Annotated in this window: 26 protein-coding genes and 1 pseudogene; 17 read left to right on the forward strand and 10 right to left on the reverse strand. The window is 59.8% G+C overall.

From position 1 onward, the window contains the following. Positions 1-240: pseudogene (locus tag CAF79_RS29305) on the forward strand (hypothetical protein); the annotation flags it as partial. Positions 241-433: 193 nt separating this feature from the next. Here the strand turns inward: CAF79_RS29305 and CAF79_RS02980 are convergent. Together CAF79_RS02980 and CAF79_RS02985 are read right to left on the reverse strand one after the other, a co-directional pair. After that, a complete protein-coding gene (locus CAF79_RS02980) occupies positions 434-1,654 on the reverse strand; it encodes a CaiB/BaiF CoA-transferase family protein (protein WP_085696478.1) in 1,221 nt (406 codons plus the stop codon). Between the two features lie 13 nt (positions 1,655-1,667). Further along, complete coding sequence (locus CAF79_RS02985; RefSeq protein ID WP_085696480.1) at positions 1,668-2,849, reverse strand: acyl-CoA dehydrogenase; 1,182 nt, start codon at positions 2,847-2,849, stop codon at positions 1,668-1,670. A 158-nt stretch (positions 2,850-3,007) separates the two neighbouring features. Here CAF79_RS02985 and CAF79_RS02990 point away from each other — a divergent pair, with 158 nt between their 5' ends. From CAF79_RS02990 to CAF79_RS03035, 10 genes are all read left to right on the forward strand, one after another. Next, a complete protein-coding gene (locus tag CAF79_RS02990) occupies positions 3,008-3,907 on the forward strand; it encodes a LysR family transcriptional regulator (RefSeq protein ID WP_085696481.1) in 900 nt (299 codons plus the stop codon). A 434-nt stretch (positions 3,908-4,341) separates the two neighbouring features. Then, positions 4,342-5,463: a Re/Si-specific NAD(P)(+) transhydrogenase subunit alpha gene (locus CAF79_RS02995; protein WP_085696482.1), complete on the forward strand. Its 1,122-nt coding sequence runs from the start codon at positions 4,342-4,344 to the stop codon at positions 5,461-5,463. A 15-nt stretch (positions 5,464-5,478) separates the two neighbouring features. Beyond that, the gene (locus CAF79_RS03000; protein WP_003220416.1) at positions 5,479-5,799 is read left to right on the forward strand and encodes an NAD(P) transhydrogenase subunit alpha; all 321 of its coding nucleotides are present in this window, start codon (positions 5,479-5,481) and stop codon (positions 5,797-5,799) included. Further along, a complete protein-coding gene (locus tag CAF79_RS03005; protein ID WP_085696483.1) occupies positions 5,799-7,247 on the forward strand; it encodes an NAD(P)(+) transhydrogenase (Re/Si-specific) subunit beta in 1,449 nt (482 codons plus the stop codon). Before CAF79_RS03000 ends, CAF79_RS03005 begins: the two co-directional genes overlap by 1 nt. Before the next feature lie 214 nt (positions 7,248-7,461). Continuing rightward, positions 7,462-8,955, forward strand: a complete 1,494-nt coding sequence (locus CAF79_RS03010; protein WP_085696485.1) for an acetyl-CoA hydrolase/transferase family protein — start codon at positions 7,462-7,464, stop codon at positions 8,953-8,955. A 321-nt stretch (positions 8,956-9,276) separates the two neighbouring features. Beyond that, positions 9,277-9,492 (forward strand): DUF1127 domain-containing protein, encoded by a 216-nt coding sequence (locus CAF79_RS03015; RefSeq protein WP_011331828.1) that lies wholly within the window; start codon positions 9,277-9,279, stop codon positions 9,490-9,492. A gap of 333 nt (positions 9,493-9,825) precedes the next feature. Then, positions 9,826-10,143 (forward strand): DUF2388 domain-containing protein, encoded by a 318-nt coding sequence (locus tag CAF79_RS03020; protein ID WP_085696487.1) that lies wholly within the window; start codon positions 9,826-9,828, stop codon positions 10,141-10,143. Between the two features lie 107 nt (positions 10,144-10,250). Then, positions 10,251-10,559 (forward strand): DUF2388 domain-containing protein, encoded by a 309-nt coding sequence (locus CAF79_RS03025; RefSeq protein ID WP_085696489.1) that lies wholly within the window; start codon positions 10,251-10,253, stop codon positions 10,557-10,559. Between the two features lie 27 nt (positions 10,560-10,586). Beyond that, complete coding sequence (locus CAF79_RS03030; protein ID WP_085696491.1) at positions 10,587-10,907, forward strand: DUF2388 domain-containing protein; 321 nt, start codon at positions 10,587-10,589, stop codon at positions 10,905-10,907. Continuing rightward, positions 10,904-12,865, forward strand: a complete 1,962-nt coding sequence (locus tag CAF79_RS03035; RefSeq protein WP_085696493.1) for a DUF4105 domain-containing protein — start codon at positions 10,904-10,906, stop codon at positions 12,863-12,865. The genes CAF79_RS03030 and CAF79_RS03035 overlap by 4 nt, the downstream gene beginning before the upstream one ends. Before the next feature lie 68 nt (positions 12,866-12,933). Here CAF79_RS03035 and CAF79_RS03040 read toward each other — a convergent pair whose 3' ends face one another. The 3 genes from CAF79_RS03040 to trpB all read right to left on the reverse strand — a co-directional run bounded on the left by CAF79_RS03040 (position 12,934) and on the right by trpB (position 15,544). Next, entirely contained in the window at positions 12,934-13,377 is a 444-nt protein-coding gene (locus tag CAF79_RS03040; RefSeq protein ID WP_064379331.1) for an anti-virulence regulator CigR family protein, read from the reverse strand. A 122-nt stretch (positions 13,378-13,499) separates the two neighbouring features. Next, entirely contained in the window at positions 13,500-14,312 is an 813-nt protein-coding gene (trpA, locus tag CAF79_RS03045) for a tryptophan synthase subunit alpha (protein ID WP_007953915.1), read from the reverse strand. Next, positions 14,312-15,544, reverse strand: coding sequence for a tryptophan synthase subunit beta (gene trpB, locus CAF79_RS03050; RefSeq protein ID WP_085696495.1), 1,233 nt, complete (start codon positions 15,542-15,544; stop codon positions 14,312-14,314). Before trpB ends, trpA begins: the two co-directional genes overlap by 1 nt. A 112-nt stretch (positions 15,545-15,656) precedes the next feature. On the opposite strand from trpB, the gene CAF79_RS03055 reads away from it, so the two are divergent. Beyond that, positions 15,657-16,574, forward strand: a complete 918-nt coding sequence (locus tag CAF79_RS03055; RefSeq protein WP_085696497.1) for a LysR family transcriptional regulator — start codon at positions 15,657-15,659, stop codon at positions 16,572-16,574. Here CAF79_RS03055 and CAF79_RS03060 read toward each other — a convergent pair. After that, positions 16,547-16,873 (reverse strand): YqjD family protein, encoded by a 327-nt coding sequence (locus tag CAF79_RS03060; RefSeq protein WP_007953918.1) that lies wholly within the window; start codon positions 16,871-16,873, stop codon positions 16,547-16,549. The two genes, CAF79_RS03055 and CAF79_RS03060, sit on opposite strands and share 28 nt — an antisense overlap. A 156-nt stretch (positions 16,874-17,029) precedes the next feature. Here CAF79_RS03060 and CAF79_RS03065 point away from each other — a divergent pair, with 156 nt between their 5' ends. Beyond that, positions 17,030-17,245 (forward strand): dodecin, encoded by a 216-nt coding sequence (locus CAF79_RS03065; RefSeq protein ID WP_007953919.1) that lies wholly within the window; start codon positions 17,030-17,032, stop codon positions 17,243-17,245. A 128-nt stretch (positions 17,246-17,373) separates the two neighbouring features. Further along, positions 17,374-17,598, forward strand: a complete 225-nt coding sequence (locus CAF79_RS03070; RefSeq protein ID WP_085690446.1) for a DUF1161 domain-containing protein — start codon at positions 17,374-17,376, stop codon at positions 17,596-17,598. A 62-nt stretch (positions 17,599-17,660) separates the two neighbouring features. Here CAF79_RS03070 and CAF79_RS03075 read toward each other — a convergent pair whose 3' ends face one another. Then, the gene (locus CAF79_RS03075; protein WP_085696499.1) at positions 17,661-18,662 is read right to left on the reverse strand and encodes an LLM class flavin-dependent oxidoreductase; all 1,002 of its coding nucleotides are present in this window, start codon (positions 18,660-18,662) and stop codon (positions 17,661-17,663) included. A 243-nt stretch (positions 18,663-18,905) separates the two neighbouring features. On the opposite strand from CAF79_RS03075, the gene CAF79_RS03080 reads away from it, so the two are divergent. Both CAF79_RS03080 and CAF79_RS03085 read left to right on the forward strand, forming a co-directional pair. After that, positions 18,906-19,337 (forward strand): OsmC family protein, encoded by a 432-nt coding sequence (locus CAF79_RS03080; protein WP_085690445.1) that lies wholly within the window; start codon positions 18,906-18,908, stop codon positions 19,335-19,337. Between the two features lie 103 nt (positions 19,338-19,440). Next, positions 19,441-19,680 (forward strand): DUF1161 domain-containing protein, encoded by a 240-nt coding sequence (locus CAF79_RS03085; RefSeq protein ID WP_085696501.1) that lies wholly within the window; start codon positions 19,441-19,443, stop codon positions 19,678-19,680. 6 nt (positions 19,681-19,686) lie between these two features. Here the strand turns inward: CAF79_RS03085 and CAF79_RS03090 are convergent, their stop codons facing one another. Together CAF79_RS03090 and CAF79_RS03095 are read right to left on the reverse strand one after the other, a co-directional pair. Next, complete coding sequence (locus CAF79_RS03090) at positions 19,687-20,106, reverse strand: hypothetical protein (RefSeq protein WP_085696503.1); 420 nt, start codon at positions 20,104-20,106, stop codon at positions 19,687-19,689. Between the two features lie 40 nt (positions 20,107-20,146). Beyond that, positions 20,147-20,569, reverse strand: a complete 423-nt coding sequence (locus CAF79_RS03095) for a hypothetical protein (RefSeq protein WP_085696508.1) — start codon at positions 20,567-20,569, stop codon at positions 20,147-20,149. A 57-nt stretch (positions 20,570-20,626) separates the two neighbouring features. On the opposite strand from CAF79_RS03095, the gene CAF79_RS03100 reads away from it, so the two are divergent. Beyond that, complete coding sequence (locus tag CAF79_RS03100; RefSeq protein ID WP_085696510.1) at positions 20,627-21,703, forward strand: aminopeptidase; 1,077 nt, start codon at positions 20,627-20,629, stop codon at positions 21,701-21,703. 112 nt (positions 21,704-21,815) lie between these two features. Here CAF79_RS03100 and CAF79_RS03105 read toward each other — a convergent pair whose 3' ends face one another. Continuing rightward, entirely contained in the window at positions 21,816-22,469 is a 654-nt protein-coding gene (locus CAF79_RS03105) for an HAD family hydrolase (protein WP_085696512.1), read from the reverse strand. Between the last annotated feature and the right edge of the window lie 25 nt (positions 22,470-22,494).

Below are 22,494 nucleotides of genomic sequence, written 5' to 3' on the forward strand. Positions count from 1 at the left end.
GATTATTTTCAGAAATTTTCGAAGATTTCTTCAACAACTTCAACCACTTGCGCTTCCGATCTCTCGTTAGCGGGAGGCGAATTCTACAGCGTTACACGCTGCTGTCAACACCTCTTTTTCTTCGCTTTCGACCGAGAACATCGAATCGCTGAAAGCGCCCCAACAAACCGGCATTTCCAACGCCTTCCAGGCTTCGATGAACTGAAGCGACCCGCCTTCGAAACCTACTTAACTCATTGAATCTCAAGGAGTTTTCCGTTTCGACTGCGCCGGAAGTGGGGCGAATTATAGAGACTCAGAATCTGCCGTCAACACTTAATTTCGCTTTTCTTTCAATAACTTGCGAAAAAGCCAAAAAACACTCAAGTCCCTCTTCAAGTCCCTCTATATAGAAGAAGGATTCAGCCCCCCCCCTTCTATATAGAAAGAGCCATCAGAGCACCCCATCCTCTTTCATCGCAGCGACTGCTCCCGCCCCAAGACCCAGTACCCGCTGCAAAACGTCGAATGTATGCTCGCCCAGCAAAGGAGGCGCATGGCGATACTCGACAGGCGTCCGCGACAACCGGATCGGGCTAGCCACCTGCGGCACCGTCCCCGCCAGCGCATGAGGCAGCTCAATCGCCAACCCGCGAGCCTTCACCTGCGGATCCTCGAACACCTGCGACAGATCATTGATCGGCCCACACGGCACCCCTGCCTGCTCCAGCTGAGCCACCCACTCGGCAGTCGTCTTGAAGACAGTCGCCTGGCGGATCAACGGAATCAGCACAGCGCGGTTCGCCACCCGCAACTTATTAGTCGCGAAACGCGGATCGTCCGCCCACTGCGGCTGCCCGGCCACTTCGGCAAATTTTCGGAACTGTCCGTCATTACCTACCGTGAGAATGAAGTCGCCGTCTGCCGTAGGAAAATCCTGATACGGCACGATATTCGGATGCGCATTCCCCAGCCGTTTCGGCGCGGTCCCGGTCGTCAGATAGTTCATCGCCTGGTTGGCCAGGCACGCCACCTGCACATCCAGCAGCGCCATATCGATATGTTGCCCACCGCCAACATGATCGCGGTTAGCCAGCGCGGCCAGGATCGCCACAGTCGAATACAGGCCGGTCAGAATATCCGTCAGCGCCACACCCACCTTCACCGGGCCGGCGCCTTCATCGCCTTCAGGACGTCCAGTGAGGCTCATCAGCCCGCCAAGTCCCTGGATCATGAAGTCGTAACCCGCACGCTTCGCATACGGCCCGGTCTGACCGAAACCAGTGATCGAGCAATAAATCAGATCCGGATTGACAGCCTTCAATGACTCATAGTCCAAGCCATAAGCCGCCAGACCACCAACCTTGAAGTTCTCGATCAGGATGTCCGACTTGGCAGCCAGCTCACGCACAAGCTTCTGACCTTCGGGACGCGTGAAGTCGATCGTCACCGATTGCTTGTTGCGATTGGCCGACAGGTAATACGCCGCCTCGCTGGTGTTCTCGCCATAAGCGTCTTTCAGAAAGGGCGGACCCCAGGCGCGGGTATCGTCACCATTGCCCGGGCGCTCAACCTTGATCACTTCCGCCCCAAGATCGGCGAGAATCTGACCAGCCCATGGGCCGGCCAGCACTCGCGATAAATCCAATACCCGCAGATGCGACAGCGCGCCCATGGTCGCTCTCCTGTTAATAGAACGCCTGCAGGCCGGTCTGCGCACGACCGAGGATCAGCGCGTGAACGTCGTGAGTACCTTCATAGGTATTCACTACTTCCAGGTTAACCAGGTGGCGGGCCACGCCGAATTCATCGGAGATCCCGTTGCCACCCAGCATGTCACGCGCCATGCGGGCGATTTCGAGAGACTTGCCGCAAGAGTTGCGCTTCATGATCGAAGTGATTTCAACCGCAGCAGTACCTTCGTCCTTCATGCGGCCCAGACGCAGGCAGCCTTGCAGCGCCAGAGTGATCTCGGTCTGCATGTCCGCCAGTTTCTTCTGGACCAACTGAGTAGCAGCCAATGGACGACCGAACTGTTGGCGATCCAGGGTGTACTGGCGAGCGGTGTGCCAGCAGAATTCAGCCGCACCCAGCGCGCCCCAGGAGATGCCATACCGTGCGGAGTTGAGGCAGGTGAACGGACCTTTCAAACCGCGCACGTCCGGGAAAATGTTCTCTTCGGGAACAAACACGTTATCCATGACGATTTCGCCGGTGATCGAAGCTCGCAGGCCGACCTTGCCATGAATCGCCGGAGCGCTCAGACCTTTCCAGCCCTTCTCCAGAACGAAACCACGAATGTCGCCCGCATCGTCCTTGGCCCAGACCACGAACACGTCGGCGATCGGGCTGTTGGTGATCCACATCTTGGCGCCGGTCAGGCTGTAGCCGCCTTCGACCTTGCGTGCACGCGTAATCATCGCGCCCGGGTCGGAACCGTGGTTCGGCTCGGTCAGACCGAAACAGCCGATCCACTCACCGGAAGCCAGTTTCGGCAGATACTTCTGTTTCTGTGCTTCGGTACCGAATTCGTTGATCGGCACCATCACCAGCGAAGACTGCACGCTCATCATCGAACGGTAGCCGGAATCAACACGCTCGACTTCACGAGCAATCAGACCGTAACTGACATAGTTGAGGCCGCTGCCACCATACTGCTCGGGAATGGTCGCACCCAACAGGCCGACTTCACCCATTTCACGAAAGATTGCCGGGTCAGTCTTCTCATGGCGGAAGGCTTCCAGAACGCGCGGCGCGAGGCTCTGCTGGGCGAATTGCTCGGCAGCGTCGCGGATCATGCGTTCTTCTTCAGTCAGCTGTTGATCCAGTAGCAGTGGATCGATCCAGTTGAAGCTAGCTTTACCGCCCATGAGTGAGTCCTCGCAAATCGGGTGAATTAACGTGGCATTGATCCTAGGCCCGCTTCGCCCTCCCGGCAAACGAGGATTTCGCATCCTGTTGTGCTAATTTCTCACTCCGAAACGTCGCGAGATGCCGATTAAGCGATGTATTAGTGAGGTTGACGTACATGCGCCGCAAGATACCCAGCACCACCGCCCTTATCAGCTTCGAAGCCGCCGCCCGTCACGAGAGCTTTACCAAGGCCGCCGAAGAACTTTCCCTCACCCAAGGCGCCATTTGCCGACAGATAGCCAGTCTCGAGGACTTCCTCAGTGTCGAACTGTTCCGACGCTCCCGTCGCGGAGTAAAGCTGACAGAAGCGGGGCTTTCCTACAGCCGTCGAGTAGCGACCCAGCTCGATGCCGTCGAGCGCGACACGCTGTCAGTGATGGGTCAGCAAGGCACCAACGTGATCGAGCTCGCCGTGGTGCCCACCTTCGGCACGCAATGGCTGCTGCCAAGATTGAAGGACTTCCAGCTCAAGCATCCGGAAGTAACGGTCAACCTGACCAACCGTACCCGCCCTTTCCTGTTTGCCGACACCGAGTTCGATGCTGCCATCTACTTCGGCGATGCCGATTGGTCGGGTACCGAATCCCACAGACTGATGGGTGAGAATCCGATGCCGGTGTGCAGCCCCACCCTGCTCGGCAACAAAACTCACCTGACACCCGATGAAATCGCCGATCTGCCGCTGCTCCAACAAACCACCCGCCCCTACGCCTGGCGACAGTGGTTCAACTCACAACACCTAAACATCCCCCGCGACATGACAGGTCCGCGCTACGAGCTATTCTCCATGCTGGCCCAGGCGGCCATGCACGACATGGGCATCGCGCTGATCCCGCCATTCCTGATTCAACGCGAATTGGCCGAGAAACGCCTGGTGATTGCCAACCCGAACGCGCTCTCCAGCATCAAGGCGTATTACCTGATGATTCCGGAGCGAAAGGTCGAATCGGCCTCCCTCAAGGCTTTTCGCGATTGGCTGGTGAATCAGGCACACAGCTACAACCTAGAGGGCTAAAGGGTTTCAGCGATTACTAACCCCGTAGTCAGGAAAATTAAAGCCCTACAGATATAACTATTTGTCGCAAATAGGCAGACTGTATCCGAAAGTCGTACAGACGTCCCACAAGCGCCTGCCGACGTGGCTTTGCGCCCTCATTCGCGACTCATTGCGGCCTATTCACGTCACCGATGAGAAAATTCTTCAAATTCATCCAGACTCCTTGAAAGGCACGGCCTGCAAGGGATTCAACTGGCCATCTGCGACATTCGGTCACGGGATGACTTGTAGTTAATTTTCCGTCACCCGTCATAATCCCTTGAAGGGCATAAACTTCGCCTGCAAAATGCCGCGCCCCGCCCTGATTTGGCGGGATCGTGCTGATCGGCCGCCCCAGTCGCACCATCCGTAGTGCATGGGTTTACTCAATAAGATCACGCAGGAGATTTGACGTGCACATTGGTGTTCCTCTCGAAACCCAGACCGGTGAAACACGGGTTGCTGCAACCCCGGAAACCATTAAAAAGCTGATCAGCCAAGGTCATAAGGTCACTGTGCAATCCGGCGCCGGCGTTAAAGCCAGCGTTGTCGACAGTGCCTATGAAGCGGCAGGCGCAACCATTGGCAGTGCCAATGACGCGTTTGGCGCCGAGCTGATTCTCAAAGTGGTCGCGCCAAGCGATGCCGAGCTCACGCTGATCAAGCGCGGCACAGTGCTGGTGGGCATGCTCAACCCGTTCAACAACGACACCATCGCGAAGATGGCCGAGTGCGGGATAACCGCGTTCGCCCTGGAAGCGGCGCCACGTACCTCCCGGGCTCAGAGCCTCGACGTGCTGTCGTCCCAGGCGAACATTGCCGGCTACAAGGCCGTGCTTCTGGCTGCTCACTACTATCCACGCTTCATGCCGATGCTGATGACTGCCGCGGGCACCGTAAAAGCGGCGCGCGTGCTGATTCTGGGGGCCGGCGTGGCCGGGTTGCAGGCGATTGCCACGGCGAAACGTCTGGGTGCCGTCATCGAAGCGTCCGACGTACGTCCGGCCGTAAAGGAACAGATCGAGTCCCTCGGCGCCAAGTTCGTCGACGTGCCTTACGAGACCGATGAAGAACGCGAATGCGCGGTCGGCATCGGCGGTTACGCCCGCCCGATGCCGGCGAGCTGGATGCAGCGTCAGGCCCAGGCCGTGCACGAGCGCGCCAAGCAGGCCGACATCGTCATCACCACCGCACTGATTCCGGGTCGCAAGGCACCGACGCTGCTTAGCGCGGAAACCGTGGCGCAGATGAAACCCGGCTCGGTGGTCATCGACCTCGCAGCCGCCCAGGGTGGCAACTGCCCGCTGACCGTGGCCGATCAGGTCGTGATCGAAAACGGCGTGACCATCGTCGGCCCGACTAACCTCGCCGGTGAAGTCGCCGCAGACGCCTCGGCGCTGTACGCACGCAACCTGCTGGACTTCCTGAAGCTGGTCTTCACCAAAGAAGGCCAGTTCGAAGTGAACCTCGAAGACGACATCGTCGCCGCGTGCCTGATGTGCCGCGACGGCCAAGTCATCCGCAAAAACGCCTAAGCAGGGATTCAGACGATGGAAGAGCTTATCTCCCCCGGTATCTACAACCTGATCATCTTCGTGCTGGCGATTTATGTCGGTTACCACGTGGTCTGGAACGTTACACCCGCGCTGCACACGCCTTTGATGGCCGTGACCAACGCCATTTCGGCGATCGTGATCGTCGGCGCCATGCTCGCCGCCGCACTGACCGTCACCCCGCTGGGCAAGACCATGGGCACCCTCGCGGTGGCACTGGCCGCGGTCAACGTGTTCGGTGGCTTCCTGGTCACCCGCCGCATGCTTGAGATGTTCAAGAAGAAAGCCCCGAAAGCAAAAGAAGAGGCGCCTAAGTAATGAGCATGAACCTCGTCACGACGCTCTATCTGATCGCGTCGATCTGCTTCATCCAGGCCCTCAAAGGCCTGTCGCACCCGACCACGTCGCGCCGCGGCAACCTGTTCGGCATGCTCGGCATGGCGCTGGCAATCCTGACCACTGTCGGCCTCATCTATAAGCTCGGCGCGCTCTCTTTAGAACAAGGCGGGGCCACCGCCGGCATTGGCTATGTGATCGTCGGTCTGCTGATCGGCGGCACCGCCGGTTCGATCATGGCCAAACGCGTTGAAATGACCAAGATGCCGGAACTGGTTGCGTTCATGCACAGCATGATCGGCCTGGCAGCGGTGTTCATCGCTATCGCCGCTGTGGTTGAGCCGCAGTCGCTGGGCATCGTCAAGCAACTGGGCGACTCGATCCCGGCGGGTAACCGTCTGGAGCTGTTCCTCGGCGCAGCCATCGGTGCAATCACCTTCTCCGGTTCGGTGATTGCGTTCGGCAAGCTCTCGGGCAAGTACAAGTTCCGCCTGTTCCAGGGCGCACCGGTACAGTTCAGTGGTCAGCACAAGCTGAACGCGGTACTGGGCCTGGCGACGCTGATCCTCGGCGTCACCTTCATGCTGACCGGCAACCTCGCCGCGTTCGCCCTGATGCTGGCCCTGGCGTTCGTCATGGGCGTGCTGATCATCATCCCGATCGGCGGCGCCGACATGCCGGTGGTGGTGTCGATGCTCAACAGCTATTCCGGCTGGGCGGCGGCGGGTATCGGCTTCTCGCTGAACAACTCGATGCTGATCATTGCCGGCTCGCTGGTGGGTTCGAGCGGTGCGATCCTCTCGTACATCATGTGCAAGGCGATGAACCGTTCCTTCTTTAACGTACTGCTCGGCGGTTTCGGCAACACCGCGGACGCCGGTCCTGCCGGTGAGAAGGAAGCCCGTCCGGTGAAATCCGGTTCGGCTGACGACGCAACCTTCCTGCTGACCAACGCCGACACCGTGATCATCGTGCCTGGCTACGGTCTGGCGGTGGCCCGTGCGCAACATGCGCTGAAAGAGCTGACCGAGAAACTGACCCATCATGGCGTGACCGTGAAGTATGCGATCCACCCGGTGGCCGGTCGGATGCCCGGACACATGAACGTACTGCTGGCCGAAGCCGAAGTGCCGTACGACCAGGTGTTCGAGATGGAAGACATCAACTCCGAGTTCGGCCAGGCCGACGTGGTGCTGGTGCTCGGCGCCAACGACGTGGTCAACCCGGCCGCCAAGAACGATCCGAAATCGCCGATTGCCGGCATGCCGATCCTCGAAGCGTTCAAGGCCAAGACCATCATCGTCAACAAGCGCTCGATGGCCAGCGGCTATGCCGGTCTGGACAACGAACTGTTCTACCTGGACAAGACCATGATGGTGTTCGGCGACGCGAAGAAAGTCATCGAAGACATGGTCAAAGCGGTCGAGTAACCCTCGCCGGCAATACAGAACGCCCCGACTTGTCGGGGCGTTTTTGTTAGCGCAAACCGTCGGACAATTTGCCGCGTTGTTGCAGATCCAGTAACGGTGTTTTACTTGAAACCCGCTAAATAGACGCCTCGTTTGCGACCTTGGTAGCGGGACAGGCGCTCGCGAAATTCACTAGACTGCGCATCCTGCTACTCGCTGCCCGAGAAAATAATCCATGTACCGTGACCGTATTCGCCTGCCTTCGTTGTTGGATAAAGTGATGAGCGCCGCCGACGCCGCTGCGCTGATTGAGGACGGCATGACCGTCGGCATGAGCGGCTTCACCCGCGCCGGCGAAGCCAAGGCCGTGCCCCATGCGCTGGCCGAGCGAGCCAAGGTCACGCCGCTGAAGATCAGCCTGATGACCGGCGCCAGCCTGGGCAACGACCTCGACAAACAACTGACCGAAGCCGGCGTGTTGTCGCGGCGCATGCCGTTCCAGGTCGACAGCACCTTGCGCAAGGCGATCAACGCCGGCGAAGTGATGTTCATCGACCAGCACCTGTCGGAAACCGTCGAACAACTGCGCAATCAGCAACTGAAGCTGCCGGACATCGCCGTGATCGAAGCCGTGGCCATCACCGAACAAGGCCACATCGTGCCGACCACCTCGGTGGGCAACTCGGCGAGCTTCGCGATCTTCGCCAAACACGTGATTGTCGAGATCAACCTGGCGCACAACGCCAACCTCGAAGGCCTGCATGACATCTATATTCCGACCTATCGCCCGACCCGTACGCCAATTCCGCTGGTAAAGGTCGACGACCGCATCGGCAGCACTGCGATCCCGATCCCGCCGGAGAAGATTGTCGCCATCGTCATCACTCAACAGTCGGACTCGCCATCCACTGTGTCGTCGCCGGATGTCGACACCAAGGCCATCGCCGATCATCTGATCGCCTTCCTCAAGCAGGAAGTCGATGCCGGGCGCATGACCAACAAGCTCGGACCGCTGCAGGCCGGGATCGGCAACATTGCCAACGCAGTGATGTGCGGGCTGATCGATTCGCCGTTCGAAGACCTGACCATGTACTCCGAAGTGCTGCAGGACTCGACCTTCGATCTGATCGACGCCGGTAAGCTGAGCTTCGCCTCGGGCAGCTCGATCACCCTGTCGGAGCGGCGCAACAGCGACGTGTTCGGCAACCTGGAGAAGTACAAGGACAAGCTGGTGCTGCGCCCGCAGGAAATCTCCAACCACCCGGAAGTGGTACGGCGCCTCGGCATCATCGGCATCAATACGGCCCTTGAGTTCGACATCTATGGCAACGTCAACTCCACCCACGTCTGCGGCACGCGGATGATGAACGGCATCGGCGGTTCGGGCGACTTCGCACGCAACGCGCATCTGGCGGTGTTCGTGACCAAGTCGATCGCCAAGGGCGGCGCGATTTCCAGCGTGGTGCCGATGGTCAGCCACGTCGACCATACCGAACATGACGTCGACATCCTGGTGACCGAGGTCGGCCTGGCCGACCTGCGAGGCCTGGCGCCCCGGGAACGCGCCCGGGTGATCATCGATAACTGTGTACACCCGGATTTCCGCCAGGCGCTGAACGACTACTTCGAAAAAGCCTGCGCCATTGGCGGCCACACGCCGCACATCCTGCGTGATGCCCTGAGCTGGCATATCAATCTGGAAGAAACCGGACGCATGCTGGCCGTGTAATCCGCACAGATTTCCCGCTGGCGCAAACACAGTTTCGTCAGCGGGATTCTCAAAATCCCCAATCCCTACAAAAACTGTACTGCTGTACCGGTCATTTCCTACAGCCTTTCCCTACTCAAACCACCGAACTGTGCAAAAATGCACCAAATAGGCGCAGACAGGTACAGTTTGCGCAATTTTGACCCGTACACCCCCTATAAACAGTTAACTGGTCACTCACAATACAGGTGAACTGTATCTAGAGAGTCTGGCCAAACGAGAGGATCATGGGCACCAGTTAAACCACTACCTAATCCCGCCACAAGCGGAAGGATGTCAATCATGGAACGTACACTCAGTTCCGAACTGTTCTTCGAAGACAAAGCTGTAAAAACCCAGGCTTCCCTGCCTCTGCGCGTTATCGCCAACCTGATGCTGTGGCAGCGCCGCATCTCCAGTCGCCACCAACTGGCTCGTCTGGATTCGCGTCTGCTGGCTGACGCCGGGATTAGCGAAGCACAACGCTACGAAGAGCTGAGCAAGCCGTTCTGGCGCTAAGTAGCGTCGCTGGCCCTGGTCGCTAGATCCACCGCCAGCAACCCGAATTGAATACACAAGACCCGTCGCGGGAAACCGCGACGGGTCTTGTCGTTTCAGGCCTGAAAAACCTGATACCCACGCCTGAAACATCAGACAGGTACAGTTTTCAAAAACTAAAAAAATGATAGGTACAGTTTCGAAAAATGTGTTCAGGCCAGCATCCTGACCACTGTGCGAATCCGCAAGGGAAGCCTAAGATCCATGCAGAACGTGGCGAATGCTGTGCGAATGGCGTCTGACCCTCAGACACCGAGCCACCTCTCAATACGGTTTACCCACAGGAGTTCTCCCATGTCCCGCCTTCGTCTGCTCAGCGCCGCCGCCCTGCTGGCCGTAGCTGCCAACGCCAGTGCCAGCAGCTTCATCGTTACTACCGACGCCGTGGTTGGCGCGCTCAAGTCCTCCTCCGATGCCACGTCCGACGTCACTTCGTCCTTCCGTGACGACAAGATCGTGCTCGCCGCCCGTGACGACGCTGCCAGCTTCGTGGCCAGCGAAGGCGAAATCCGTGGCGTGAAACTGGAGAGCGCACTGGATCACATCCGTCATCAGGCTCCGCAACTGGACGCGACCGACGCACAGCTGGCCCAGGCCATTCTGACGATCTAAGCGACAGGAACATTCCGGGACACGCCGGTCATGTCCCGATGTTTCGGCGCTGGCTCCAGTCCGGGCATTGCGCTAGCCTTGGGACTCGCCAACAGTTGCCGAGTCCCATGCGTTTTCTTTCAAATCTGCTCATCCCCTCCGTACTGATCGCCGCCTGCTGGACTCCTCTGGCAGACGCCTTCGATGTGTCCACACAAAACACCGTGGTCAGCGTCTGGGCCACCGGCATGGTGTCTTCCGCGCCGTTCGACCGTAAACTGATCATCGCCGCGCAGGACGATGCTGCAGCGTTCGTTGCCAGTGACGGCCAGATGCGCGGCGCACAGCTGGAATCCGCCCTGCATTACCTGCGCAAAAGCCGGCCAAAACTTCATATCAGCGACCTTGAACTGGCACAGGCAATTCTCGTCCAATAGTCATCCCTGTCTTTTCGGAGTCGTTCCATGCGTAGCCCGCTGATTGCTGCCGCCCTTGGCATGCTGTTGTTAGCCGATATGGCCCAGGCGCACACCCTGGTAGCCACCAGTAACATCATCGTCCGCGCCTCCCAGCGCACCATTGATTTCACCTCCGACACCACCACGTCGATTCGCGATTCGAAAATCATCCGCGAAGCCCACGACGACGCCGCCAGTTTCGTGGCCACCGACGGTGATATCCGTGGTGCAAACCTGGAAGCCGCCTTCAATACCTTGCGCACCCGCGTGCCGGAAGCTCGCGACGCCAGTGATCAGGTACTCGCCGAAGCCATCCTCGCACTGTGAAGTCATTCGGCGCCTGGCTGCTGGCCGGGGCGTTGTTGCTGCTTGGCAACAACGCCCACGCCGGCCTGCAATTGCAGCTCAAGACCGATGGCCTGAGCCCCGCCCAACAACAAGCCAGCCAGGCGCTGCTCGATGAAGCCATGCAGGCCTTGCCGCCAAGTTTCATCGAACGCCTGGACCGGCGCATCGATGTCGGCTGGACCGACGACATGCCCGGTAACGCCTACGGCCAGGCGACGCTCGTCTCCGAGCTGGACCTGAACCGCAAACTGCTCGCCAGCCTTACCGACGGCAGTGCGGCGCAAGAAAAAACCAATCGCCCCCACGGCACGGTTCGCCGCGAACTGCTGGCCACAGTGCTGCACGAAATCACCCATATTTACGATCGCGCGCGCTTGTGGCCGGCGGCCGAACGCACGCTGATCCAGCGCTGCACCCGGCGCAACAACAGCGCCGGGCTGATCGGCATTCCCGATGAATGCCGCGGCCAGAACGGTCGGCGCTTCACCCTCAGCGATGATCCACGCCTGCTCGATCTTGCCGGCTGGCAGCAATACGTCGGGCGCCGGGGTGAGCGGGAACAGCACAACCGGCAGATCGCCCGCAGCCCCGATCTCTACGAAATCTCCAGCCCGAAGGAGTTTGTCGCGGTCAACATGGAGTATTTCCTCCTCGACCCGAGTTACGCCTGCCGACGCCCGGCGCTGTATCGCTATTACCAGCAACACTTCGGCTGGGCACCGCCGGCCAAGGATGCGTGCGCCAAAACCTTCGCCTTCCTCAATGCCGGCAACGACTTTGCCAAACAGCCCCTGGGCCAGGTCGATCCGGAGCGCGTGTACGCGGTGGATTACCTGTTGGCCGAAGCCAACCAGAACTGGGTCAGCCGTTGGGGCCACAGCATGCTGCGTCTGGTGATCTGCGCACCGGGCCGGCCGCGCGGGCCGGACTGCCGACTGGATCTGGATCAGCATCTGGTGCTGTCATACCGCGCCTTTGTCGGTGACGTGCAGCTGTCGAGCTGGGACGGTCTGGTCGGCAAGTACCCGTCACGACTGTTCGTGCTGCCGCTGGCGCAGGTGATCGACGAATACACCAAAACCGAACTGCGCAGTCTGGCATCTGTGCCACTGAACCTCTCGCGCAGTGAAATCGAGGGCGTTGTCGAACACGCTGCCGAAATGCACTGGAGCTACGACGGCAATTACTTCTTCCTCTCCAACAACTGCGCCGTCGAAGGCCTGAAACTGCTGCGCAGCGGCAGCAACAACGCCCGGCTCACCGGCCTCGACAGCATCATGCCCAACGGCTTGCTGGAAGTATTGAAGGGGCGTGGCCTGGCCGACACCAGCGTGCTCGATGATCCGAAAGAGGCATTGCGCCTGGGTTATCGTTTCGACTCGTTCCGTGACCGTTATCAGGCGATGTTCGATGTCTTGAAGAAGCAATTGCCGATCAAGGAGACAACCGTCGAGGAATGGCTTTCGCTGTCTGCCGAAGAGCGCCGCCCCTGGTTCGAACGGGCCGACTTGCGCACCAGCGCCGCACTGCTATTGCTGGAGCAAGCCAGTTTCCGCCGCCAATTGTTGCTGGCTCAGGATGAAGTCAAGCAACGCTACCTCGGCGCCCGGGAGCTGGAAAACGGCGGTATGGACAAGGCCAATGCGACGTTGCAGCAGATCCTCGCCAACAGCGGCTTCCTCAGTCGACCGGCAGAACTGCTCGATTCCCGGGGTTATGGCCTGCCGCAACCGAGCGAGTTCAGCCGACTGGAAGCGGAAAGCAGCCAGCGCCAGAAACAGTTGCTGGCTCTGACCGGCGATTTGGACAAGGAAGTACGCGCGCTTCTTGAGCCAAAACGAGCGGCCGAGATCGCGGCCAACGAGGCGAATGTGAAGCAGATCGGCGAGCATCTGCGCAAACTGCACAAAGCGTCCGGCGGACTGGAATTACCCTGAAAAACACCGGCCCTGAAAACAAAAGACCGCAGCCAATAGAGGCTGCGGTCTTTTTTATTGCCTGACGATCAATACAGAACGCCATCCAGCACTTCGTAAACGATCCCGGTGCCCACCGCGATCAGCACGATGTCACCGCCGGCACGACGCCATTCATAACCCGGGTAATACGGCAGACGACTCAACGCCCGGTTATCCAGCCGTTCGCCGTAATAGCCATGGGGCAGCGGCCGGCCACGTACCAGATGGATGCCTGGAGGTGGCGGCGCACCGCGAACGAAGTAGCCATGATTGTCGCGGATCACCTGACGCACCGGGCCGAAATCCCGAGGCGGCGGGCCACCGCGATGGTTGCTTTGCCAATCATGATGATCGCCACCGCGATTGTCGTAGTGGCCCTGTTGCGGGCCGCCGTGGTCGTGATCGTCGCGCGGATCGGCGCTGGCCAGCAGCGGAGTCGCGCTGATCATCAGCACGCCCAGACTGGCAATCAGACGTTTCGGCATTTTCATCGGGTCTTTCCTCACTGCACTGACAGCAAAAAGGGATTCAGAACGTGGTTCTGAATCCCTCGGTCTTGCTTGGTTAGTCTGTGCGTGGAGGCTCTAATTCCTCTGTATCAGGAACTTTACCTTCAGCTGACGCGAGCCTTACGCACGCCCTCGGACAGCGCCGAGCAAAGGCTCAACACGCCGTCGATGGCCTGGTCCGGCGTGGTCGCGTTGGCGATGTGATCGATCAGCGCCGAGCCCACCACCACACCATCGGCCAGACGCGCGATGGACGCGGCCTGCTCCGGCGTGCGAATACCAAAACCGATGCTGATCGGCAGATCGGTATGACGACGCAGACGCGCCACCGCTTCCTCGACGTGTTCCAGCGTCGCCGCGCCGGCACCGGTCACACCGGCGACCGACACGTAGTAAACGAAGCCGGAGCTGCCGTTCAACACTTTCGGCAGACGCGCATCATCGGTGGTCGGGGTGGTCAGGCGGATGAAGTCGATGCCCGCAGCCTGAGCCGGATCGCACAGCTCAGAGTTGTGCTCCGGCGGCATGTCGACCACGATCAAGCCATCAACGCCGGCCTCTTTGGCTTCGGCGATGAAGCGCTCGACGCCGAACTTGTGGATCGGGTTGAAGTACCCCATCAGCACCAGCGGCGTGTCGCTGTTGTCCTTGCGGAATTCGCGGACCATTTGCAGGGTTTTGATCAGGTTCTGCTTGGCGCCCAAGGCCCGGATGTTCGCCAGCTGAATCGCCGGACCATCGGCCATCGGGTCGGTGAAGGGCATGCCCAGTTCGATCACGTCGGCACCGGCTTTCGGCAAGCCTTTGAGGATGGCCAGCGAAGTGTCGTAGTCCGGGTCGCCAGCAGTGACGAAGGTCACCAGCGCGGCGCGGTTCTGTTCCTTGAGTTCGGCAAAACGGGTTTGCAGGCGGCTCATCAGTGTTTCTCCTGCTTGGAAGTTTCCATGTGGTGCATGACGGTCTGCATGTCTTTGTCGCCACGGCCGGACAGGTTGACCACCATCAGGTGATCCTTCGGCAGTTTCGGTGCGCGTTTGAATACTTCGGCCAGGGCGTGAGCGCTTTCCAGTGCCGGAATGATCCCTTCCAGACGGCAGCACTGGTGGAATGCGGCGAGGGCTTCGTCGTCGGTCACCGAGGTGTACTGGACGCGACCGATGTCATGCAACCACGCGTGTTCAGGGCCGATGCCCGGATAGTCGAGGCCGGCGGAAATCGAGTGTGCGTCGATGATCTGACCATCGTCGTCCTGCAGCAGGAAAGTACGGTTGCCGTGCAACACGCCCGGTACACCGCCGTTGAGACTGGCCGCGTGCTTACCGGTTTCGATGCCGTAACCGGCGGCTTCGACGCCGATAATTTCCACACTCTTGTCATCGAGGAACGGGTGGAACAGGCCCATGGCATTGGAACCGCCGCCGATGCACGCCACCAGGCTGTCCGGCAGACGACCTTCCTGGGCTTGCAGCTGGTCGCGGGTTTCCTTGCCGATCACGGCCTGGAAGTCGCGGACCATGGCTGGATAAGGATGCGGACCGGCCACGGTGCCGATCAGATAGAAGGTGCTGTCGACGTTGGTCACCCAGTCACGCAGCGCTTCGTTCATTGCGTCTTTCAGCGTACCGGTGCCGGCGACCACCGGGATCACCTCGGCGCCCAGCAGCTTCATGCGGAACACGTTGGCCTGCTGACGCTCGATGTCGGTGGTGCCCATGTAGATCACGCAGTCCAGACCGAAACGCGCAGCCACGGTGGCGGTGGCCACGCCGTGCATGCCGGCGCCGGTCTCGGCGATGATGCGTTTCTTGCCCATGCGCCGCGCCAGCAGGATCTGGCCGATGCAGTTGTTGATCTTGTGCGCGCCGGTGTGGTTCAGCTCTTCGCGCTTGAGGTAAATCTTGGCGCCGCCGCAGAACTCGGTCAGGCGCTCGGCGAAATACAACGGGCTCGGACGTCCGACATAGTCGCGCTGGAAGTAGGCCAATTCTTCTTTGAACGCCGGATCGTCCTTGGCCGCTTCGTATTCGCGAGCCAGGTCGAGGATCAACGGCATCAGGGTTTCGGCAACGTAACGGCCGCCGAACGAGCCAAACAGGCCGTTGGCGTCAGGGCCGTTACGCAGATCGGAGGTGTTCGAAGTCTGGGTCATGGTTCGCTCCAGCGGATTTCACGAGAAGACAATGGCGTTCACTCTACCCCTGACCTTCCAGGCTGAAAACCGATAAGATCGCCACAACCTGTCAGGAAAACTCACAGATATCATGAGCCATGACCTTCCCCCGCTTAACGCCTTGCGTGCCTTCGAAGCCACCGCCCGTCTGAATAGCGTCAGCCAGGCTGCGGAACAGCTGCACGTGACCCACGGTGCGGTCAGCCGCCAGCTCAAGGTGCTGGAGGAGCATCTCGGCGTCAGTCTTTTCGTCAAGGACGGTCGTGGCTTGAAACTCACAGATGCCGGCATCCGATTGCGCGATGCCAGCGGCGAGGCGTTCGACCGTTTGCGCAGCGTTTGCGCGGAACTGACCCAAAGCACCGCCGATGCGCCGTTCGTGCTCGGTTGCTCCGGGAGTCTGCTGGCGCGCTGGTTCATTCCGCGACTGGGACGCTTGAATGCCGATCTGCCGGATTTGCGTCTGCACCTGTCGGCCGGAGAAGGCGATCTCGATCCACGACGCCCGGGGCTGGATGCATTGCTGCTGTTCGCCGAACCGCCATGGCCGGCGGACATGCAGGTGTACGAGCTGGCGAGCGAGCGCATCGGCCCGGTCATGAGCCCGCTGTTCAGCGGCTACCCGCGCCTGCAATCGGCACCGCCCATTGCCCTGCTCGACGAAGCCGTGCTGCACACGACTTCACGCCCGCAAGCCTGGCCGAGCTGGGCTCAGCAAAGCGGCCTCGACGCCAAGGCGTTGAAGCTGGGGCAAGGTTTCGAGCATTTGTATTACTTGCTGGAAGCGGCCGTCGCCGGGTTGGGCGTGGCGATTGCGCCGGAACCGTTGGTGACCGAAGACTTGAAGGCCGGTCGCCTGGTCGCGCCGTGGGGTTTCATTGAAACCCCGGCGCAACTGGCGTTGTGGCTACCCAAGCGCGCCGCAGACGGGCGCGCCCGGCAATTGGCGCAGTGGCTCAGGAACGAGCTGCGCCAGGCGGATCACTCGCCGCGCTTGAACAGCAAGTAAGCGGCCAGCAGACCCAGCGCACCGACCGCCACACCGGCAGTCGTCCACGGATGTTCCTGCGCGTAATCGCGGGTGGCGATCCCGGTCTCGCGGGTTTTGACTTTGACTTCTTCGTAGGCATCGCTGAGCAGGCTGCGCGAGTGTTTCAACGCGCTTTCGGCGTTGCCCTTGAGCGCCTTGAGGGTCTTGCGCGACTCGTCCGAAGCGTCGTCCTTCAGGCTTTCCAACGACTTGAGCAGACTCTCGATCTCCGCTTCCATGCTTTGCAACGAGGCTTTGCGTAACGAGGTGTTGGCCATGGTGGCTCTCCTGCATTGGTGATGAGTGGCGTGTGTTGTTTGGGACTTCACGGCTTCCGGAAAGTGCAGAAAATCTGAACTTCCCTTCGCCCAAGACGCCGAAATCAACACGGCAAATCGCTGCTAGGCTCAATTGCACACTTCAAGGAGAACACCATGAGTGACCATCACACCTACAAGAAAGTCGAGCTGGTCGGCTCGTCCACCAGCAGCATCGAAGACGCCATCAACAATGCGTTGGCCGAGGCCAACAAGAGCATCAAGCATCTGGAATGGTTCGAAGTGACCGAAACCCGCGGCCACATCAAGGACGGCAAGGCTGCCCACTTTCAAGTGACCCTGAAAGTCGGGTTCCGGATTGCCAGCAGCTGAGTTTGGTCTACGCTTCTGAACTTGCGCGCTGGCCGAGTGCCATAGGAATGGCAATGCGCTACGAGGTGAGTGCATCGAGCGAACGGCTCGATGCCCGCCTTAATTAATCCGACCAGGGAGTGCGACCGATGAAGAAGTTGATATTGGCAGTAGGTTTGTTGAGCCTTGCGGGTGGTGCGTTTGCTGCCGGCAAGCCCTGTGAAGAACTGAAGGCTGAAATCGCGGCCAAGCTGGATGCCAAGGGCGTTTCCGGGTATTCGCTGGAGGTTGTCGACAAGGGCGCGGCCAGTGGCGGCAAAGTCGTCGGCACCTGCGAAGGCGGCACCAAAGAGATCGTTTACACCCGCGGCTGATCACCCCGGAAAAACAAAAGCCGACGCAATGCGTCGGCTTTTTTGTGCACGGATACAGGATTTCAGCCCTTCATCACCTGCGCCAGCAACTCGTAGGAATGCAGGCGATCGGCGTGTTCGTACAGGTCGCAGGTGAAGATCAGTTCATCAGCCTGAGTCTGTTCGATCAGCACTTCGAGTTTTGCGCGGATTTTCTGCGGACTGCCGACCATCGCCAGACCGAGGAAATCACCCACCGCCTCACGCTCATGAGGCAACCACAGTCCGTCCATGGTTTTCACCGGCGGACGTTGCACCAGACTTTGCCCGCGCATCAGCGCGAGGATTCGCTGGTACACCGACGTTGCCAGGTAATCGGCCTGTTCATTAGTGTCGGCCGCCACCAGCGGCACGCCGAGCATCACGTACGGTTTATCGAGCACCGCCGACGGCTTGAAGTGATTGCGGTAGACGCGGATCGCCTCGTGCATGAAGCGCGGTGCGAAATGCGAGGCGAAGGCGTAGGGCAAACCGCGCTCACCGGCCAGCTGCGCACTGAACAGGCTGGAACCGAGCAGCCAGATCGGTACATTGGTGCCGGTGCCTGGCATCGCGATCACGCGCTGATCCGGAGTGCGCGGGCCAAGGAAGCGCACCAGTTCAGCCACGTCTTCCGGGAAATCATCGGCACTGCCGGAGCGCTCACGGCGCAGGGCGCGGGCGGTCATCTGATCGGAACCCGGCGCACGGCCCAGGCCGAGGTCGATCCGCCCCGGATACAGGCTTTCAAGGGTGCCGAACTGCTCGGCGATCACCAGCGGCGCGTGGTTGGGCAGCATCACACCACCGGAGCCGACACGGATGGTCGACGTGCCACCGGCCAGATACCCCAGCAACACCGAGGTGGCAGAACTGGCGATGCCATCCATGTTGTGGTGCTCGGCGACCCAGAACCGCGTGTAGCCAAATTTTTCGACATGCTGCGCCAGATCCAGCGAGTTGCGCAGCGACTGGGCCGGGCTGCCGTTCTCGCGCACCGGCACCAGATCGAGGGTGGAAAACTTTACGTCGGACAGTTGCTTCATAAACCTGCATCTCCGATTGAGGGTGCAGGTTTGTTCTTGGCGAACGCAAACCTGCCCAATTCATAAGCGTGTTCTGTGCAATGAGGGCATATACCCGAGTTTCAATAGCCGATCAGAAAATTCCTACTAGAAAAGTCAACGATTCAGTTGGGCTGAACTTTGTTCCGGCGTCTATCCTCAGAAGCCTTGCAGGCAAAAACCACGACGGCGCGGCATTTCGCGCCCGATTTGAAGGAGGCACACATGGCTATCGTGAAGAAGGCATCCGCACATTGGGAAGGTGACCTGAAAACCGGCATCGGCTCGATTTCCACCGAAACCGGCGTACTGCGGGAAGCGCCCTACGGCTTCAAGGCGCGCTTCGAGGGCGGCAAGGGCACCAATCCGGAAGAACTGATCGGCGCCGCTCATGCAGGTTGTTTCTCCATGGCGTTCTCGATGATTCTCGGTGACGCCGGGCTCAAGGCCGACAGCATCGACACCCAGGCGGAGGTCACGCTGGATCAGGTGGATGGCGGCTTTGCGATCACCGCAGTGAAACTGATCCTCAAGGCAAAAATCCCGGGAGCAACCCAGGCGCAGTTCGAAGAATTGAGCAACAAGGCCAAAGAAGGTTGCCCGGTGTCCAAGGTGCTGAATGCGAAGATCACTCTCGACGCGTCGCTGGTTGGCTGACGGGATTGAGCCGGATCAGAACCCGCCAGGCAAAAATGTGGTCGTATAAATGACAGCAGCTTTCGCGCATCTTCGTGCGCGCTGCTTCGATGGAGCTTCAACCATGAAACGTTTTGCCTTGGCGGTTATCTGTGGCGTGTTGGCAACCTCGGCCTTCGCAGCGCCCAAAGACTGCGAAGAACTCAAGCAAGAGATCGAAATCAAGATTCAGGCGAATGCCGTGCCCTCCTACACTCTGGAGATTGTCTCCAGGGAGGAGGCTGAAAAACACGACGTCGCCATGATCGTCGGCACCTGCGACAACGGCACCAAAGCCATCATCTATCAGAAGAATGACCGCTGATGCGCCTCAGATGATGCAGTTGACCTCACGGTCCTCGGCGACGATTTCCCGCTTGTCGTTGTACAGGCGGGCACTCGGGGTAAACGCCAGCGAACGGCCTTCCAGCCTGTAACGCTGCCCCGCCTCGAAATGATCGTAGCGGATGGTCAGATAGCACAGCCGCTCAACGGGACCGGTCATCAAGCTGCCGCCTCCGCCGAACACTTCAAAGTCGAAGCGCACCCGCAACTCGTGGCTGCCGGGGGTGACCTGGAAGAAACGCCCGTCAGTCAGCCGCTGGTTGTCGAGGCGCTCGGCCATCAGCAGTTTCCCGCCGGGGGACGGCGTCGAGAATTCGACCCAGGCCATATTGGGATCGACGGGGGGCAACGGTGTCTGGCAACCAGTGAGCAAGCCTGCGGCCAGCAACAGCATCAACGTGCGCATGATGGATGTCCGTGAGTTCGGACATCCAGCATAACGCCGATCAGGTTCGCTGGCAGCCCGCCGGCGTGCCCTGTCCCACCACGTTGCGTTGTTGATCGTAGAGCTTGGCCCATGGACGGAAACCGATGCTTCCCGCCTGCAACTGATAACGCTGGCCGGCATTGAAATCCTTGAATTTCACGTTCAACTGACAATCGCGCCACAGCGGTTCGGCATCCGGGCCGATGTTGGTCGCTTCGACCGGGAATTGATAACGCACCCTCAACTCATGGCTGCCGGGCAGTACTTCGAAGTAACGGTGATCGACGGCCGCCTTGTTGTCGACTTCCAGCGCCTGCAGCGCCGTGTCCTGTTGCCGGGCATCCAGATCGATCCAGGCTTGCGAGGGGTCAGGGGTCGGCATTCCGAATCCGGCACAACCGGCAAGCGTCAGCACGCTTCCTGTCAGTATCAACATGCGCATAGCGAAGCTCCAATGGGCGGGATAGTCTTGGGCAGACTTTCCGGGGGATTTTTTATTTTGATCAGGCCGCTTCCAAGCCATGGGTTACTTGATCGCGTTTTGCGGATTTTGTTTCCGGGTGTGATGATTTTGTTGCTCAACGGTTGCTCAAGCCTGAGCTATTACAGCCAGCTGGCCAGCGGTCAGCTGCAGCTTTTGCGGGCGCGGGAGCCGGTGGCCAAGGTGATCGCCGACCCGGCTCGCGACGCCAGACTGCGCACTCACCTGGCCCAGTCACAAAAAGCCCGGGCCTTCGCCAGCGAACACCTGCACCTGCCGGACAACCAAAGCTATCGCCTCTACGCCGACATCGGTCGGCCGTTTGTCGTGTGGAATGTGTTCGCCACCCCGGAATTTTCCCTGAGCCCGCAGAACCATTGCTTCCCGATTGCCGGATGCGTGGCCTATCGCGGCTATTACAGCCAGAGCACAGCGCGGGGCGAAGCCGCGATTCAGCGCCTGCAAGGCATGGATGTGTCGATCGGCGGCGTCGAGGCCTACTCGACTCTGGGCTGGTTCAACGACCCGATCCTCAATTCGATGATGGGCTGGGGCGACGAGCGTCTGGCGACGCTGATCTTCCACGAACTGGCCCACCAGCGTTTCTATGTGAAGGACGACACTGAGTTCAACGAGTCCTTCGCGACCTTCGTCGAGCAGGAAGGTACGCGGCAGTGGCGAGCGTTTCGGGGCTTGCCCCCGGAAAACGACTCGAAGCTGAAACAACGGGATCAGTTCATTCGGTTGATCCTCGATACCCGCTCACGACTTGAACAGCTCTATGCACAACCGCTGGCGACGACGCAGATGCGCGAGCGCAAGGCGGCGGAGTTCGAACGGTTTCGACACGACTACCGAGCGATGCGCGATGGCCAGTGGGCTGGAGACAAACGCTATGACGCCTGGGTCAATGCGCCATTGAATAACGCACGGCTGTTGCCGTTCGGCCTTTATGACCAGTGGGTGCCGGCGTTTACTGCATTGTTCAGGCAGGTCGAAGGGAATTGGGTCAGGTTTTACGCAGAGGTCGAGAAGTTGGGTGGCTTGCCCGTCGTTGAGCGCAAGTCGGCTTTGAAAGTGCTGGCAGACTCATAAATCTACAGCGGTATTGTTGGCTCCATCGCGAGCAAGCTCGCTCCCACAGGGACAGTGTTTCAGCAGTGGTACTCGGTTTCCTGTGGGAGCGGGCTTGCCCGCGAAGGCGATATCACTGGCGCTGCAAAAACGCCTGATGCAGCTCCGCCAGTGTCTCGAAGTGATACGCCGGCGCTTCGGCACTCAGCTCTTCATGGCTGCCAAAACCGTAACCCACGGCCGCCGCATCCAACCCGTTACTGCGAGCACCGATCAGATCGTGCTTGCGGTCACCGATCATCAACGTATTGGCCGGATCCAGCCCTTCCTCGGCGATCAGGTGGGCAATCAACTCGACCTTGTTGGTGCGGGTGCCGTCGAGTTCGCTGCCGTAGATCACTTTGAAGTGTTTGGCGAAATCGAAGTGCCGGGCGATTTCCCGGGCGAACACCCACGGCTTCGACGTCGCGATATACAGCTGCCGGCCCTGGCCGCTCAGGGTTTCCAGCAACGGCGTGACGCCTTCGAACACCCGGTTCTCGTACAGGCCGGTGACCTTGAAGCGCTCGCGATAGAAATTCACCGCCTCCCACGCCTTGGCTTCGTCGAAACCATAAAACTGCATGAACGCCTGCAACAGCGGCGGGCCGATGAAGTGTTCCAGTTTGCTCAGGTCCGGCTCATCGATGCCTAGGTTGCTCAAGGCGAACTGGATGGAGCGGGTGATGCCTTCACGCGGGTCGGTGAGAGTGCCATCGAGGTCGAACAGTACGGTCTGGTAATGCATGAAAAATCCCGGGCAATAGAGAGAA

Origin of the sequence: Pseudomonas sp. B26(2017) (assembly GCF_002113045.1) — a bacterium.
Taxonomy (GTDB): domain Bacteria; phylum Pseudomonadota; class Gammaproteobacteria; order Pseudomonadales; family Pseudomonadaceae; genus Aquipseudomonas.

What these genes read in the sequence shown, in the direction of transcription:
- CAF79_RS02980 (WP_085696478.1), bottom strand. Translation starts at nt 1,654, where the DNA reads ATGGGCGCGCTGTCGCATCTGCGGGTATTGGATTTATCGCGAGTGCTG.
- CAF79_RS02985 (WP_085696480.1), bottom strand. Translation starts at nt 2,849, where the DNA reads ATGGGCGGTAAAGCTAGCTTCAACTGGATCGATCCACTGCTACTGGAT.
- CAF79_RS02990 (WP_085696481.1), top strand. Translation starts at nt 3,008, where the DNA reads ATGCGCCGCAAGATACCCAGCACCACCGCCCTTATCAGCTTCGAAGCC.
- CAF79_RS03000 (WP_003220416.1), top strand. Translation starts at nt 5,479, where the DNA reads ATGGAAGAGCTTATCTCCCCCGGTATCTACAACCTGATCATCTTCGTG.
- CAF79_RS03005 (WP_085696483.1), top strand. Translation starts at nt 5,799, where the DNA reads ATGAGCATGAACCTCGTCACGACGCTCTATCTGATCGCGTCGATCTGC.
- CAF79_RS03010 (WP_085696485.1), top strand. Translation starts at nt 7,462, where the DNA reads ATGTACCGTGACCGTATTCGCCTGCCTTCGTTGTTGGATAAAGTGATG.
- CAF79_RS03015 (WP_011331828.1), top strand. Translation starts at nt 9,277, where the DNA reads ATGGAACGTACACTCAGTTCCGAACTGTTCTTCGAAGACAAAGCTGTA.
- CAF79_RS03020 (WP_085696487.1), top strand. Translation starts at nt 9,826, where the DNA reads ATGTCCCGCCTTCGTCTGCTCAGCGCCGCCGCCCTGCTGGCCGTAGCT.
- CAF79_RS03025 (WP_085696489.1), top strand. Translation starts at nt 10,251, where the DNA reads ATGCGTTTTCTTTCAAATCTGCTCATCCCCTCCGTACTGATCGCCGCC.
- CAF79_RS03030 (WP_085696491.1), top strand. Translation starts at nt 10,587, where the DNA reads ATGCGTAGCCCGCTGATTGCTGCCGCCCTTGGCATGCTGTTGTTAGCC.
- CAF79_RS03040 (WP_064379331.1), bottom strand. Translation starts at nt 13,377, where the DNA reads ATGAAAATGCCGAAACGTCTGATTGCCAGTCTGGGCGTGCTGATGATC.
- trpA (WP_007953915.1), bottom strand. Translation starts at nt 14,312, where the DNA reads ATGAGCCGCCTGCAAACCCGTTTTGCCGAACTCAAGGAACAGAACCGC.
- trpB (WP_085696495.1), bottom strand. Translation starts at nt 15,544, where the DNA reads ATGACCCAGACTTCGAACACCTCCGATCTGCGTAACGGCCCTGACGCC.
- CAF79_RS03055 (WP_085696497.1), top strand. Translation starts at nt 15,657, where the DNA reads ATGAGCCATGACCTTCCCCCGCTTAACGCCTTGCGTGCCTTCGAAGCC.
- CAF79_RS03060 (WP_007953918.1), bottom strand. Translation starts at nt 16,873, where the DNA reads ATGGCCAACACCTCGTTACGCAAAGCCTCGTTGCAAAGCATGGAAGCG.
- CAF79_RS03065 (WP_007953919.1), top strand. Translation starts at nt 17,030, where the DNA reads ATGAGTGACCATCACACCTACAAGAAAGTCGAGCTGGTCGGCTCGTCC.
- CAF79_RS03070 (WP_085690446.1), top strand. Translation starts at nt 17,374, where the DNA reads ATGAAGAAGTTGATATTGGCAGTAGGTTTGTTGAGCCTTGCGGGTGGT.
- CAF79_RS03075 (WP_085696499.1), bottom strand. Translation starts at nt 18,662, where the DNA reads ATGAAGCAACTGTCCGACGTAAAGTTTTCCACCCTCGATCTGGTGCCG.
- CAF79_RS03080 (WP_085690445.1), top strand. Translation starts at nt 18,906, where the DNA reads ATGGCTATCGTGAAGAAGGCATCCGCACATTGGGAAGGTGACCTGAAA.
- CAF79_RS03085 (WP_085696501.1), top strand. Translation starts at nt 19,441, where the DNA reads ATGAAACGTTTTGCCTTGGCGGTTATCTGTGGCGTGTTGGCAACCTCG.
- CAF79_RS03090 (WP_085696503.1), bottom strand. Translation starts at nt 20,106, where the DNA reads ATGCGCACGTTGATGCTGTTGCTGGCCGCAGGCTTGCTCACTGGTTGC.
- CAF79_RS03095 (WP_085696508.1), bottom strand. Translation starts at nt 20,569, where the DNA reads ATGCGCATGTTGATACTGACAGGAAGCGTGCTGACGCTTGCCGGTTGT.
- CAF79_RS03105 (WP_085696512.1), bottom strand. Translation starts at nt 22,469, where the DNA reads ATGCATTACCAGACCGTACTGTTCGACCTCGATGGCACTCTCACCGAC.